Consider the following 12,707-nt stretch of genomic DNA (forward strand, 5'->3'; position numbering starts at 1 on the left):
CTCCATGACCGACTACCTTGCCACCGCCCTCGGCCTCATCGGCGCCGCGCTGATGCTGGCCAGCTATCTGATGAAGAGCATGCTGCCGCTGCGCATCGCCGCGCTGTCGGCCTGCTGCTTTCTCGTCGCCTACGGGGCGCTGAAGCAGGCCATCCCCACCCTGGTGCTGTACGGCGTGCTGATTCCCATCAACGTGAAGAAGACGCTGCAGATGCGCAAGCTGGTGCAGTCCATCGAGCGCGCGAAGGACGACACGCCGGTGTCCGAGTGGCTGCTGCCGCATATGCACCGCCGCACCGTGGCCGCCGGCACCACGCTCTGGCGCCAGGGCGACGCGGCGACCGAAATGCTCTATCTGGACGCCGGCACGCTGCGCCTGGCCGAGTACGACGAACTGCTGCAGCCGGGGGCCCTGGTCGGCGAGATCGGCCTGTTCGCGCCCGACAACCGCCGCACGCTGACGCTGGAGGCGGCCAGCGACTGCGTCGTCTACAGCCTGACGGCCGAGGAGATGGCGCTGCTCTATTATCAAAACCCCAAGCTCGGCTTCCATGTGATGCGTCTCGTCGTCGCCCGGCTGATGCGCGACCTGTCGCGTCAGCGATCCGAATCCGCCCCGGCTGCATGAAGGGCCCGCTCAGTCTGCGCAGCCAGCTCAGCCTCGTCCTGGGTGGTCTGGCCCTGGCCATCCTGCTGGGCGTCGGCGGCTACCTCGGCAACCTGGCCACCAGCGAGCTCTACACCGCCCAGCAGTCCGCCGTGCGCGCCACGGCCCAGGCGGCCGCCGAGCTGCTGGCCACCCAGCTGCGCGACCGCGAGCGCGAGATCGAGCTGCTCAGCATCGCGCCTCATCTCACCGAAGGCAAGCTCGATGCGGCCGCGGTGCGCGAGGCCCTGGACCGCCGCCAGGCGCTTCACGACGAGTTCGCGTGGATGGGCGTGGCCGACCCCGAGGGCACCGTGCTGCAGGCCACCGGCGGCATGCTGACTGGCCGCTCCGTCGCCCAGCGCGAATGGTTTGTCGCGGCGCGCGAGCGCGTCTATGTGGGCGACGTGCACGAGGCCAAGCTGCTGGCCACCATGCTGCCGGCCCAGCCCAACGGCGAGCCGACGCGCTTCATCGATTTCGCCGCTCCCATCCGCGACGCCGACGGCCGGCTGCGTGGCGTCGTCGGCGCGCATGCGCACTGGCGCTGGATCACCGGTATCGTCGACGGCACGGCGCGCCGCCAGCAGCCCGGCAGCGGCATCGACGCCCTCATCCTCGACCGCCAGGGCCGCATCCTCTATCCCGAGGCGCTGAAGATCGCCCAGGCCGCCGGCGAGAGCGTGCTGCCCAAGAACCTCGTCAACGGCCGCTTCGAGGGCCCGCTGACCTTCGGCGACGGCAAGGACTACCTGACCAGCGAGGCGCCCCTGCTGGCGCGCACCAACGCCGAGCTGGGCTGGCGCATCGTCGCTCGCCAGCCACTGGAGCAGGCCTTGCGTCCGGTGCGTGACCTGCGCCGCGAGCTGGTGCTGCTGGGCGCCATGATGGCCGCCGCGCTGACGCTGGCGGCGCTGTTGCTGGCCCGGCGCATCAGCCAGCCCGTCGAGCAGCTCGCCCGCATCGCCCAGCGCGTCGAGGCCGAGCGCCGCGTGCCCGAATTCCCGGCCAAGCCGGCCGCCCGGGAGCTGGCCCAGCTCAGCGACGCCATGCAATCCATGGCGACCTCCCTGCTCGACACCGAGCAGCAGTTGCAAAAGACCAATGCCACACTGGAGGCCCAGGTCGAGCAGCGCACCGCCGAATTGAAGACGGCCAACGCGGCCCTGGAGCATCTGGCCACGCGCGACCCGCTGACGGGTCTGCACAACCGCCGCAGCCTGGACGCCCGCCTGGCCGAGGCCCAGGCCCTGGATCGTCGCTACGGCGCCAGCAACGGCCGCGTGCATGGCCTGCTGCTGGTGGACATCGATCATTTCAAGCGTGTCAACGACAACTTTGGCCATCCGGCGGGCGACGCCGTGCTGCGCCTGGTGGCCGAGCTGCTGCAGAACTCGGTGCGCGTCACCGATGTCGCGGCCCGCTTCGGTGGCGAGGAGTTCGCGGTGTTGCTGCCCGAGCTGGCCGGGCCGCTGGAGGCTGTCATGGCGGCGGAGAAGATCCGCGCCGCCGTCGAGGCCGCCCACTTCCCCGAGGTCGGCAAGCTGACCATCAGCGTCGGCGTCAGCCTGGCCTCGCCGGACGACGCCGACGTGCGCCCGCTGATCGACCGCGCCGACGCGGCGCTGTACGAAGCCAAGCGGGGCGGGCGCAATGCCGTGGTGCTGAAGACGGCCGAAGCGACGGTCTGAGGGCGGTCTGGAAGCCACCCGACAGGCGGCGTCAAGAATTCCCCGCATCCACGGGCAGAGGCGCCCCCTAGGCTGGCGCCATGTCCATAGCTTCCCCTTCCAGCCGCATCTTCTGGGGCAAGCTGCCCATGGAGGTGAGCCTGTACACGGCCGCCGAGCTGCGCTCGCAGTGGCTCGTGGCGCTGGAACACCAGGCCCACGGTGGCGAGGCCGTCGAGCTGGACGGCTCGGCCGTCGAGCAATTCGACGCCGCCGGCGCCCAGAGCCTGCTGGCCCTGGCCCATGCCTTGAGCGCCCGCGGCCAGCGCCTTCAGCTGACGCACGCCAGCGACGTGCTGGTCCATGCCTGCCGGGCCCTGGGCCTGGCCGACCTCATTGCCTCCACCGTCAGCGAGCCGCAGCCATGAGGGTCGCCTGATCGATGCTGCTGCGGGAACTGCGCGAGTCCAGCTTTGAGCGACTCGCCGAGCTGATGCAGGCACGCGCCGGTGTGAGCCTGGGAAACGCCAGGCCGCTGGCCGTTGCCCAGCGCCTGGCGCCGCGCCTGCAGCGCCTGGGCCTGGATGGCTATGAGGCCTATGTCGAGCTGCTCGCCGCCCCGGACGGCGAGGCCGAGTTGCAGATGGCCGTCGATCTGCTGACCCAGCCCGACAACCACTTCTTCCGCGAGCCGGCCCATTTCGACCTGCTGGCGTCCGAACTGAGCCGGCTGCGTCCGCAACGACTGCGGCTGTGGAGTGCGGCCACGGCCTTCGGCGACGAGGCCTACAGCCTGGCCATGCTGCTGGCCGACCTGCAGCAGGCGGGGCGCATTGGCGCGGACTGGTCGGTGCTCGGCAGCGACATCAGCGAGCGCGCGCTGCGCGTCGCCGCCGAGGCCATCTATGCCGAGGACAGGCTGCGCCATGTGCCCGCCGAGCGGCTCATGCGCCATGGTCTGCGCGGTCGTGAGGGATCGGCCAGCCTGGTGCAGATGCAGCCGGCGCTGCGCGAGCGGGTCGAGTTCTGCCTATGGGATCTGCGCCAGTCCGCCGACGGGCTCGGGCCCTTCGATGCCATCCTGTTGCGCCATGCCCTGCCGTACTTCGACGCGCGCGCGGCCCAGCTGCTGGTCGAGCGCCTGCTGTCCCGGCTCCGGCCTGGCGGGCTGTTCTTCACGGGGGCCAGCGAGGCCTTCGGCCATGTGAGCCTGGAGGCTCTGGCGCCAGGCGCGTTTCGCAAGCGGGTCTAGATCAGCTGCAGCGGCGCGCGGAAGACATAGCCGACGCGCGACTTGCTCTGCAGCGGCACCAGCGTGGGCGTGGCGCGCTCGATGCGGCGGCGCAGGCGGTAGATGGTGGCCGACAGGCCGTCATCGGTCTCACCGTCCGGCACTTCGCGGCCCAGCTTGTTCAGCAGGGCCTCGCGCGTGACCGGCTCGCCATTGGCCTGGGCAAAGCATTCCAGCAACTGGCGGTCGGCCTCGCTGAGCTGGATGCGGGTACCGTCGGGCACGACGAGTTCGCCGCTGGCGCGGTCCAGCTTCCAGACCGCATCGGCGGCCGAGGGCTTGGCGACGCGGCGCTGCACGGCGGCAATGGCCAGCGACACCTGCTCGAACTGCACCGGCTTGACCAGGTACATGTCGGCACCGGCCGTGATGACCTCGCGGAAGACCTCGGGGCCCAGGCGGCCCGACACGACGACCACGCCGGCATCGGTGCGGCGGCGCAGGATCTTGATCAGCTCGACACCGTTGACGCCGGGCAGCATCAGGTCGACCAGATAGAAGTCGAAGGCAAAGGCGTCCGGCGAAGCCAGCAGCGCATTGCTGTCGTCGAAACGGCTGACCGCAATGCCCTGCTGCTCCTGCAGGTACTGAGTCAGGAACTCGGAGTACTCGGCATCGTCGTCGATGAGGGCGAGGGTCTTGGGTTGCATGGCGGCGGGGGACTCGAGAGCAGCCGCGGAGTTTGCCGCATGACTGAGGCGTCAGGACGTGTCGAAAAGCCGTCAAAACGTGGTTTGCTGCACGCTTTGGGTCATAAATGACTGACACTAGGCGGGCGCTGTGATAAATCAAGCCGCCAGCGAGCGGCACGAGGAGACGCGATGGCCGATGACGCGCAGGACGAAGGCCCGGACGAACTGGACTGGCTGCAGCCCGGCCACCGCTTTGCGCCGGCCGAGGCACTGCGGCGCATCCAGGCGCTGTGCGCGTCCTGGCCCGATCTCTATGCCGCCATGCTCATCGTGCTGGCCACCCACCAGGAACTGCCGCGCGACATGCTGGCCGCGGCCATCAAGCAGTTCCGCAACGACCTCGATGCCTACACCCGCGAAGACGTGGTCAGTCTGCTGACGGCGATCTGGAACGGCGGCAAGAGCGGCTTCGACGCGGTGCTGCGCACCAGGGCCAATTCGCCCAAGAAAACCGGCGGCTTCTCTTGGGTCAAGGAGTGAGGCCTACTTCTTGAGCCCGAGGGCTTCCCAGCCCTCATGCCCCAGCTTGTCCAGCGTCTCGAGGTTGTTCTCGTAGATGGAGGCCGTGTCGGGCATGGACTCGACGGCGCGCTCGATGCTTTCCTCGCGCAGCAGGTGCAGGGTCGGGTAGGGCGAGCGGTTGCTGTAGTTGGCGATGTCGTCGGGCTCGCTGCCGTCGAACTGGTAGTCCGGATGGAAGTCGGCGATCTGCAGGATGCCATCGAGCTTCAGGTTCTCGACCAGCGCATCGGCGGCGTCGAGGAAGTCGTTGAAGTCGAGGAAGTCGGTCAGCACGCCGGGATGGATGACCAGCGTCGTGTCGACCTCTTCGGGGTCGGCGCGGTTCAGGGCCAGCAATTCGCGCGCGAGGTCCTTCAGCAGAGCTTCCGGCTCGGTCGCCTCGCTGACGACATAGCGGATGCGCTCGTTGACGTGCACCGCCTTGGCGAAGGGGCAGAGGTTCAGGCCGATGACGGCCTTGACGACCCAGTCGCGGGTGTCGGCGATGACTTGTTCTTGATTCATGCGTGAACTCAATGAACACAGCCACAGAGGCACAGAGACACAGAGAAATTGGTGCTGTCTCTGTGCCTCTGTGTCTCTGTGGCTGTGTTGGTTTTCTCAGCTGCGATTCAGCCAGGCCTCGGCGAGACGCACCCACATCGAGCCGCCCAGCGGAATGAGGTCGTCGTTGAAGTCGTAGCTCGGGTTGTGCAGGGTGCAGGGCCCCATGCCGTGGCCGCCGATGCGGTGCTCGCCTTCGCCATTGCCGATCAGGAAATAGCAGCCGGGCTTTTCCAGCAGGTAATAGCTGAAGTCCTCGGCACCCATGGTGGGCTCGAACTCCTGAACATTGGGCGCACCGACCATGTCCGTCAGCACCTGGCGCACGAACTCCGTCTCGACCGGGTGGTTGATGGTGGGCGGGTAGTTGCGGCGGAACTCGAACTCGGCCTGCAGTTCGAAGGCGCCGGCCAGCTGCTCGGTCATCTCCTTCATGCGGCGCTCGAACAGGTCCAGCAGCTCCAGCGTGAAGGTGCGCACCGTGCCTTCCATGACGACGGTGTCGGGCACGACATTGGTGGCCTCGCCGGCATGGATCATGGTGACGGAAATGACGCCGGGGTCGATGGGCCGCTTGTTGCGGCTGACGATGGTCTGGAAGGCCGTGACGAGCTGGCAGGCCGCCGGCACGGGGTCGATGCCCAGATGCGGCATGGCGGCGTGCGAGCCCTTGCCCTTCAGCGTGATCTTGAACTCGTTGCTGCTGGCGAACACAGGGCCGGTCTTCAGCGCGAACTGGCCGGCCTTCATGCCGGGCCAGTTGTGGGCACCGAACATGGCCTCCATGGGGAATTTCTCGAACAGGCCGTCCTTGATCATCTCGCGGGCGCCGCCACCGCCTTCCTCGGCGGGCTGGAAGACCAGATAGACCGTGCCGTCGAAGTTGCGGTTCGTCGCCAGATGCTTGGCCGCGGCCAGCAGCATGGCCGTGTGGCCGTCGTGGCCGCAGGCGTGCATGCGGCCGAGATAGCTGCTGGCGTGGGGGAACTGGTTGCGCTCGGTCATCGGCAGGGCGTCGATGTCGGCGCGCAGGCCGACGGCGCGGTCGGACGTGCCGTTCTTGACGATGCCGACCACGCCGGTGGTGCCCAGGCCGCGGTGGATGGGGATGCCCCAGTCGGTCAGCGCCTTGGCGATGACGTCGGCGGTGCGCTCCTCGTGGAAGCAGAGTTCCGGGTGCTTGTGCAGGTCGCGGCGGATGGCCGTGATGGCCGGGGCGTCGGCCAGGATGGTGTCGATGAGCTTCATGACGAATGCCTTTGTGAGACGTCGAGTTTAGGATTGCGGCCGGCCATGACGTTCGCCCGCCTTTTCAACCGCTCCAACCGCCTGGCTTTGGCCCTGTGGCTGGCGCTGCTGTTGCCGTTCGCGCAAGCGGCGGCGGTACGGCATGAGCTCTCGCACCTGGGCACGGCCGAACAGCGCCAGCAAGGGCAGGACGGCCATGCCGCCGCCTGCGAGGTGTGCCTGGCCTTCGCCCAGGTGGGCGCCGCCGCGGCGCCGCAGCTGCCGGCTGCGGTCTTGGCGCTGGACCTTTCGTACGCATGCCCCAGCGTCCAGGCCGACCTCGGGCAGGCCGCCGAACTTCCTTCCCAGCGAAACCGCGGCCCACCGGCCTTCCTCTGACAGCAACTTCGTGATGCCGCCCATCGCTTCCTGAGCCGGAAGCGGGATGGGCGGCCGTCATCCATGTCCAGAGGAAATCCATCATGCACGCACCCCGCCTGCGCGTTCTCGCGCTCGCCATCACTTTCGCCTATCCGTCCCTGTCCCACGCCGCCGATGCGGCAGCACCCGCCGACCCGGCAGCCTCCGCGGTTGAGCCCCAGAGCCTCCAGCGTGTGGAGGTCAGCGGCACCCGTCAGCGCCTCGACGCGGCGCGCAACGGCCTGTCGCCGGACACCGGCAGCAGCATCTACCGCCTGGAGCGCCAGGACATCAAGAACCTGCCGCTGGGGGAGGGCACGCCGCTCAACCAGGTGATCCTGCAGACGCCGGGCGTGGTGCAGGATTCCTACGGCCAGCTGCACGTCCGCGGCGATCACGCCAATGTCCAGTACCGCATCAACGGCGTCATCATTCCCGAGTCCATCAGCGGCTTCGGCCAGGCGCTGGAAACCCGCTTTGCCGACCATCTCAGCGTGCTCACCGGCGCGCTGCCGGCGCAGTACGGGCTGCGCAATGCGGCGGTGGTGGACATCCAGAGCAAGGGCGAGACGCTGGAGAACGAGGGCCATGTGGGTCTGATGATCGGCAGCCAGGGCCATGCCGAGACCAGCGTGGACGTGAGCGCCACCCACGGCCCCTGGAGCTATTTCCTGACGGGCTCCTACCTCGGCAACGACATCGGCATCGAGAACCCGACGCCCGAGCGGCGCGCCCTGCACGACACCACCCGGCAGACCAAGTCCTTCGGGCAGTTGTCCTATCTGCTGGGCGACGACAGCCGCATCAGCCTGATGTTCGGCACGACCAACAACCGCTTCCAGATCCCCAACCTGCCTGGGCAGACGCCCGGCTTCGTGCTGGACGGCGCACCGCCGGCCGACTCGTCCCTGCTCGACGCCCGCCAGAACGAGCGCAACCGCTTCGTGGTGCTGTCCTACCAGGGCTCGGTCGGCACCAGTGTGGATTACCAGGTTTCGGTCTTCAACCGCCTGACGGACGTGCACTACCGGCCCGACGTGGCGGGTGACCTGCAGTTCAACGGCATTGGCGCGGACATCCTGAGGCGCAACGACGCCAGCGGGCTGCAGGCCGACCTGAGCTACAAGCTCAACACGGCCCACACCTTGCGGGCGGGCCTGTTCGCCCAGCAGGAGAGGTTCACGGTCAACAACGGTGCGTCGGTGTTCCCGGCCGATGACGATGGCGCGCAGACCAGTGGCGTGCCGCTCTTCATTCAGGACAACTCGCGCATCAGCGGCAGGCTCTGGAGCGCCTATCTGCAGGACGAATGGCGGCCGGTCAAGGCGCTCACCATCAACTACGGCCTGCGCTACGACCAGGTCCGCACCGTCGTCGACGAGAGCCAGCTCAGCCCACGTCTCGGCGTGGTCTACGACCTGACCCAGGACCTGCGGCTGCATGCGGGCTATGCGCGCTATTTCACGCCGCCGCCCACGGAGAAGATCGACACCACCTCGGTGCAGAAGTTCGTCGGCACCACCAACGCCCTGCCGTCGGACGCCAACACGGCGGTCCGGTCCGAGCGTTCCAACTATTTCGACCTCGGCCTGGCCTACCAGGTGTCGCCGCAGCTGACGCTGGGCATCGACGGCTACTACCGCCAGGTCAAACACCTGCAGGACGAAGGGCAGTTCGGCAACGCGTTGATCTTCTCGGCCTTCAACTACGAGCAGGGCCGCATCCAGGGCCTGGATCTGTCGGCGACTTACAAGGGCGACCGGGCCTCCGGCTACGTCAACCTGGGCCTGAGCCAGGCCCGTGCCCAGGGCATAGAGACCGGGCAGTTCAATTTCGAGCAGGACGAGCTGGACTACATCAGCGGCCACTGGGTGCACCTCGACCACGAACAGCGGCTGAGCGGCTCGGCGGGCGTGTCCTACCGCTTCGGTGCGGATGTCAGCGCGAGTGCCGACCTGCTCTTCGGCAGCGGCCTGCGCCGGGGCTTCGCCAACACCGAGCATCTGCCGGGCTATGTGAGCGCGAATGCCGCCCTGGCCAAGAGCTTCGATTTCGGGGGCAGTTTCGGCAAGCTCGACGCCCGGCTGGCGGTCGTGAACCTGTTCGACCACGTGTACCAGCTGCGCGACGGCTCCGGCATCGGCGTGGGGGCGCCGCAGTTCGGCATGCGGCGTTCGTTCTACCTCGCGCTCAGCAAGCCGTTCTGAGGCGGCGCATGACCAATGCCTTTGTAAGGGGACCAGCATAGGATCGCGGCTGCCCATGAACCTCACCCGCCTGTTCAACCGCTCCCACCGCTTGGCCCTGGCCCTGTGGTTGGCGCTGCTGTTGCCCCTGGCGCAGGCGGCGGCCGTGCGGCATGAGATCTCCCACTTCGGCGAGCAGCGCACCCAGCGCCTGGACCTGACGGCCGAGCATTGCGAGCTGTGCCTCGCCGCGGCGGCCCTGGGCAGCATGGCGCCGCCCCTGGCGGCCGGTGCACCCGTGCTGTCGGCGCCCGCCGGCCAGGCGGCCATCCCGTTCATGGAAGCGGGCCGGGCCGGGTGCGAGACCCTGCCTTACCACTGCCGCGCGCCACCCTCGCTGACGAATTGAACGCCCGCCGCGCCTCCCCGGGAGGCTTGCGGCTTGTCGACCATTTGTTCAACGGGATCCACCGTGTCTTTCCGAATCCCCGCGGGCCTTGCGCTCGCCGTGGCTGCCAGCTCTGCGCTGGCGGCCGAACCCACCGACCTCCAGGCCGTGCGCCAGGAGATTGCCGCCCTGCGTGCGGCCTATGAAGCCCGGCTGCAGGCGCTGGAAGAGCGGCTGAAAACAGCCGAAGCCAAGGCTGCCGAAGCCCCGGCCGCCCCGCCGCCGCAACCCGTCCCCGCCGCTGCGGCACCCGCCGCCGGACCCATCCTGGCGACCTCCCTGGTGCTGTCCGGCCAGTTCAACGCCAGCCGCCGCGACCCGGCCGCCTACCGCATCGGCGGCGTGGCCTTGCCCTCCGATGCCGAGATCGGCCCGGGCGGGCGCAGCTTCAACCTCGGTGAGTCCGAGCTGGGCTTCGTGGCCAATGTCGATCCCTGGTGGCGCGGCGTGGCCAACATCTCCGTGCATGGCGATGACAGCATCAGCGTCGAGGAGGCCTATGTGCAGACCACCTCGCTGGGCAGCGGCTTCAACCTCACGGCGGGCCGCTTCTTCTCCGGCATCGGCTATCTGAACAGCCAGCACGCCCATGTCTGGGACTTTGCCGACGCACCGCTGGCCTACCAGGCCCTGCTGGGCACGCAGTTCAACGACGATGGCGTGCAGCTCAAGTGGCTGGCGCCGACCGACCAGTTCCTGGAGCTGGGCGCCGAGCTGGGCCGCGGCCGGACCTTCCCCGGCAGTTCGGTCTCGCGCAACGGCGCCGGCGCCTGGACGCTGTTCGCCCACACCGGCGGCGACATCGGCGAGAGCCAGAGCTGGCGCGCCGGCATCTCGCTGCTCGACGCCAAGGCGCAGGACCAGGGCCTGCGCGTGCCCCAGGCCGACGGCAGCCTCGTGGATGCCGCCTTCAGCGGGCGCAGCCGCGTCTGGGTGGCCGACGCGGTCTGGAAATGGGCGCCCAACGGCAATGCCACGCGCACCTATTTCAAGCTGCAGGGCGAATGGCTGCGCGGCAGCCGCAGCGGCGACCTGGGCGGCGCGCCGGAGGCGGCTCGCACCAGCGGCGGCTATCTTCAGGCGGTCTATCAGTTCATGCCGGCCTGGCGCGTGGGCCTGCGCACCGAGCGCCTGTCGTCCAGCGGCGTGCTGGAGGACTACGCGCCGCGCAAGACCAGCCTGATGCTGGACTGGAGCCCCAGCGAGTTCTCGCGCATCCGCCTGCAGACCGCGCAGGACCGCGCACAGCCCGGCATGACCGACCGCCAGTGGGTCCTGCAATACCAGATGAGCCTGGGCGCCCACGGCGCCCACAGCTATTGATCGGAGCGATCACCATGTTGAAACGTCTTTCTCTCGCCCTGGTGGCCGTCGTCACGCTGCCGGCACATGCCGCCCTGCAGGTGCTGGCCTGCGAACCCGAATGGGCCGCGCTGACGCAGGAACTGGCCGGCCCGCTGGCCGAGGTCAGCAGCGCCACCACGGCCCTGCAGGACCCCCACCAGATCCAGGCCAAGCCCAGCCTGATCGCCCGTGCGCGCAAGGCCGATCTGGTGGTCTGCACCGGCGCCGAACTGGAGGTGGGCTGGCTGCCGGTGCTGCTGCAGCAGTCGGGCAACACCAAGGTGCAGCCCGGCCAGCCGGGCAACCTCGCCGTGGCCGACTCGGTGCGCAAGCTGGACGTGCCCAGCAGCGTGGACCGGTCCCAGGGTGACGTGCACGCCGCCGGCAACCCGCACATCCAGACCGACCCGCGCAACATCGCCACCATCGCCCCCGTGCTGTCGGCCCGCCTGGCCCAGCTGGACGCCGCCCACGCGGCCGACTACGCCCAGCGCCTGGCCAGCTTCAAGCAGCGCTGGGACCAGGCCCTGGCGCGCTGGAACACCCAGGCCGCGCCGCTCAAGGGCGTGCCGGTGGTGTCCCAGCACAAGGGCTTCGTCTACCTCTACGACTGGCTGGGCCTGAAGGAGGTGGCGGTGCTGGAGCCCAAGCCGGGCGTGGAGCCCAGCGCGGCCCATCTGCAGGCGGTGCAGACCACGCTGAAGGCGACGCCGGCCAAGCTGGTGCTGTACTCGGCCTACCAGGACTCGCGGCCCAGTGACTGGATGAGCCGCAACGCCGGCATCCCCGCCGTCAAGCTGCCTTTCACCGTGGGCGGCACCGACGGCGCCAAGGACTTGTTCGGCCTGTTCGACGACACCCTGGCGCGCCTGCTCGGAGGCCTGCCGAAATGAACTGGAGCGCTCTCGACCTGAGCATCCTGGGCCCGGCCTTCGTGGCCGGCCTGCTGGTGCTGCTGACCCATGTGCCCCTGGGCACGCAGGTGCTGGACCGCGGCATCGTCTTCATCGACCTGGCCATTGCCCAGATCGCCGGCCTGGGCGTGATCGCGGCCGACGCCATGGGCCTGCCCGAAGGCGGCCTGGCGGTGCAGGGCGCGGCGCTGGTGGCGGCGCTGCTGGGCGCCGCCCTGCTGACCTGGACGGAAAAGCGCGCGGCGCACCAGCAGGAGGCGCTGATCGGGGTGATGTTCATCCTGGCCGCCTGCGCCGGCCTGCTGCTGCTGTCGGGCAACCCGCATGGCGGCGAGCACCTCAAGGAGTTGCTGGTGGGCCAGATCCTCTGGGTGGATTGGGCCCAGATCGGCTGGCTGGCCGCCATCACCGCGCTGCTGCTGGCCGCCATGGCCCTGGGGCTGGTCACCAAACTGGGGCGCTTTGGCTTCTATGGTGCATTTGCGGTGGCGGTCACCGCCTCGGTGCAGGTGGTCGGGGTTTACCTGGTGTTCACCAGCCTCATCGTGCCGGCCCTGGCCACGCGGACCCTGAACGGGCGGCGCTGGTCGGTGGGCTTCGGCATCGGCGCCCTGGGTTACGCACTGGGGCTGGCGCTGTCGGCGCTGGCCGATCTGCCCTCTGGCGCGGTCATCGTCTGGACCCTGGCCCTCGTGGCCCTGGGGGCGGCCTTGCTGTTCAAACCCCGGGCCGCATAAAACGACGCCCGCATCGGTTACCGTCACACCCGGCCCGCTTCTTGCGGAGTCTCCGGTTGGAGGTGAT

Annotated in this window: 14 protein-coding genes; 11 read left to right on the plus strand and 3 right to left on the minus strand. The window is 68.9% G+C overall.

The window, feature by feature from the left end; all coding sequences use genetic code 11:
- The first annotated feature begins 4 nt into the window (after positions 1-4).
- From AC3WOE_RS28545 to AC3WOE_RS28560, 4 genes are all read left to right on the plus strand, one after another.
- Positions 5-628 (plus strand): Crp/Fnr family transcriptional regulator, encoded by a 624-nt coding sequence (locus AC3WOE_RS28545; protein WP_492695520.1) that lies wholly within the window; start codon positions 5-7, stop codon positions 626-628.
- On the plus strand, positions 625-2,337 hold the full coding sequence (locus AC3WOE_RS28550) for a diguanylate cyclase (protein ID WP_492695522.1): 1,713 nt from the start codon (positions 625-627) through the stop codon (positions 2,335-2,337). Before AC3WOE_RS28545 ends, AC3WOE_RS28550 begins: the two co-directional genes overlap by 4 nt.
- A gap of 80 nt (positions 2,338-2,417) precedes the next feature.
- Positions 2,418-2,744: an STAS domain-containing protein gene (locus AC3WOE_RS28555; RefSeq protein WP_492695524.1), complete on the plus strand. Its 327-nt coding sequence runs from the start codon at positions 2,418-2,420 to the stop codon at positions 2,742-2,744.
- A gap of 14 nt (positions 2,745-2,758) precedes the next feature.
- Positions 2,759-3,568, plus strand: a complete 810-nt coding sequence (locus AC3WOE_RS28560; RefSeq protein WP_492695526.1) for a CheR family methyltransferase — start codon at positions 2,759-2,761, stop codon at positions 3,566-3,568.
- On the opposite strand, the gene AC3WOE_RS28565 is transcribed toward AC3WOE_RS28560, so the two are convergent.
- The gene (locus AC3WOE_RS28565) at positions 3,565-4,257 is read right to left on the minus strand and encodes a response regulator transcription factor (protein WP_492695528.1); all 693 of its coding nucleotides are present in this window, start codon (positions 4,255-4,257) and stop codon (positions 3,565-3,567) included. The two genes, AC3WOE_RS28560 and AC3WOE_RS28565, sit on opposite strands and share 4 nt — an antisense overlap.
- Before the next feature lie 171 nt (positions 4,258-4,428).
- On the opposite strand from AC3WOE_RS28565, the gene AC3WOE_RS28570 reads away from it, so the two are divergent.
- On the plus strand, positions 4,429-4,779 hold the full coding sequence (locus AC3WOE_RS28570; RefSeq protein ID WP_492695530.1) for a hypothetical protein: 351 nt from the start codon (positions 4,429-4,431) through the stop codon (positions 4,777-4,779).
- Between the two features lie 3 nt (positions 4,780-4,782).
- Here AC3WOE_RS28570 and AC3WOE_RS28575 read toward each other — a convergent pair whose 3' ends face one another.
- The gene (locus AC3WOE_RS28575) at positions 4,783-5,325 is read right to left on the minus strand and encodes a DUF1415 domain-containing protein (RefSeq protein ID WP_492695533.1); all 543 of its coding nucleotides are present in this window, start codon (positions 5,323-5,325) and stop codon (positions 4,783-4,785) included.
- 96 nt (positions 5,326-5,421) lie between these two features.
- On the minus strand, positions 5,422-6,612 hold the full coding sequence (locus AC3WOE_RS28580) for a M20 aminoacylase family protein (protein WP_492695535.1): 1,191 nt from the start codon (positions 6,610-6,612) through the stop codon (positions 5,422-5,424).
- 45 nt (positions 6,613-6,657) lie between these two features.
- Between AC3WOE_RS28580 and AC3WOE_RS28585 the strand changes: the two genes are divergently transcribed.
- The 6 genes from AC3WOE_RS28585 to AC3WOE_RS28610 all read left to right on the plus strand — a co-directional run bounded on the left by AC3WOE_RS28585 (position 6,658) and on the right by AC3WOE_RS28610 (position 12,640).
- Complete coding sequence (locus AC3WOE_RS28585) at positions 6,658-6,990, plus strand: hypothetical protein (protein WP_492695537.1); 333 nt, start codon at positions 6,658-6,660, stop codon at positions 6,988-6,990.
- 83 nt (positions 6,991-7,073) lie between these two features.
- Positions 7,074-9,218 (plus strand): TonB-dependent receptor, encoded by a 2,145-nt coding sequence (locus tag AC3WOE_RS28590; RefSeq protein WP_492695539.1) that lies wholly within the window; start codon positions 7,074-7,076, stop codon positions 9,216-9,218.
- 55 nt (positions 9,219-9,273) lie between these two features.
- On the plus strand, positions 9,274-9,606 hold the full coding sequence (locus AC3WOE_RS28595; RefSeq protein ID WP_492695541.1) for a hypothetical protein: 333 nt from the start codon (positions 9,274-9,276) through the stop codon (positions 9,604-9,606).
- A 99-nt stretch (positions 9,607-9,705) separates the two neighbouring features.
- Positions 9,706-10,968, plus strand: coding sequence for a porin family protein (locus AC3WOE_RS28600; RefSeq protein WP_492695543.1), 1,263 nt, complete (start codon positions 9,706-9,708; stop codon positions 10,966-10,968).
- A gap of 14 nt (positions 10,969-10,982) precedes the next feature.
- A complete protein-coding gene (locus AC3WOE_RS28605) occupies positions 10,983-11,882 on the plus strand; it encodes a metal ABC transporter substrate-binding protein (RefSeq protein ID WP_492695545.1) in 900 nt (299 codons plus the stop codon).
- On the plus strand, positions 11,879-12,640 hold the full coding sequence (locus AC3WOE_RS28610) for a metal ABC transporter permease (protein WP_492695547.1): 762 nt from the start codon (positions 11,879-11,881) through the stop codon (positions 12,638-12,640). Before AC3WOE_RS28605 ends, AC3WOE_RS28610 begins: the two co-directional genes overlap by 4 nt.
- Positions 12,641-12,707 lie beyond the last annotated feature (67 nt).

It is taken from the genome of Roseateles sp. FW305-36 (genome assembly GCF_058787015.1).

Bases quoted from the DNA above. Each gene is read 5' to 3' on its own strand.
- AC3WOE_RS28545 (WP_492695520.1), top strand. From the start codon at position 5: ATGACCGACTACCTTGCCACCGCCCTCGGCCTCATCGGCGCCGCGCTG.
- AC3WOE_RS28550 (WP_492695522.1), top strand. From the start codon at position 625: ATGAAGGGCCCGCTCAGTCTGCGCAGCCAGCTCAGCCTCGTCCTGGGT.
- AC3WOE_RS28555 (WP_492695524.1), top strand. From the start codon at position 2,418: ATGTCCATAGCTTCCCCTTCCAGCCGCATCTTCTGGGGCAAGCTGCCC.
- AC3WOE_RS28560 (WP_492695526.1), top strand. From the start codon at position 2,759: ATGCTGCTGCGGGAACTGCGCGAGTCCAGCTTTGAGCGACTCGCCGAG.
- AC3WOE_RS28565 (WP_492695528.1), bottom strand. From the start codon at position 4,257: ATGCAACCCAAGACCCTCGCCCTCATCGACGACGATGCCGAGTACTCC.
- AC3WOE_RS28570 (WP_492695530.1), top strand. From the start codon at position 4,429: ATGGCCGATGACGCGCAGGACGAAGGCCCGGACGAACTGGACTGGCTG.
- AC3WOE_RS28575 (WP_492695533.1), bottom strand. From the start codon at position 5,325: ATGAATCAAGAACAAGTCATCGCCGACACCCGCGACTGGGTCGTCAAG.
- AC3WOE_RS28580 (WP_492695535.1), bottom strand. From the start codon at position 6,612: ATGAAGCTCATCGACACCATCCTGGCCGACGCCCCGGCCATCACGGCC.
- AC3WOE_RS28585 (WP_492695537.1), top strand. From the start codon at position 6,658: ATGACGTTCGCCCGCCTTTTCAACCGCTCCAACCGCCTGGCTTTGGCC.
- AC3WOE_RS28590 (WP_492695539.1), top strand. From the start codon at position 7,074: ATGCACGCACCCCGCCTGCGCGTTCTCGCGCTCGCCATCACTTTCGCC.
- AC3WOE_RS28595 (WP_492695541.1), top strand. From the start codon at position 9,274: ATGAACCTCACCCGCCTGTTCAACCGCTCCCACCGCTTGGCCCTGGCC.
- AC3WOE_RS28605 (WP_492695545.1), top strand. From the start codon at position 10,983: ATGTTGAAACGTCTTTCTCTCGCCCTGGTGGCCGTCGTCACGCTGCCG.
- AC3WOE_RS28610 (WP_492695547.1), top strand. From the start codon at position 11,879: ATGAACTGGAGCGCTCTCGACCTGAGCATCCTGGGCCCGGCCTTCGTG.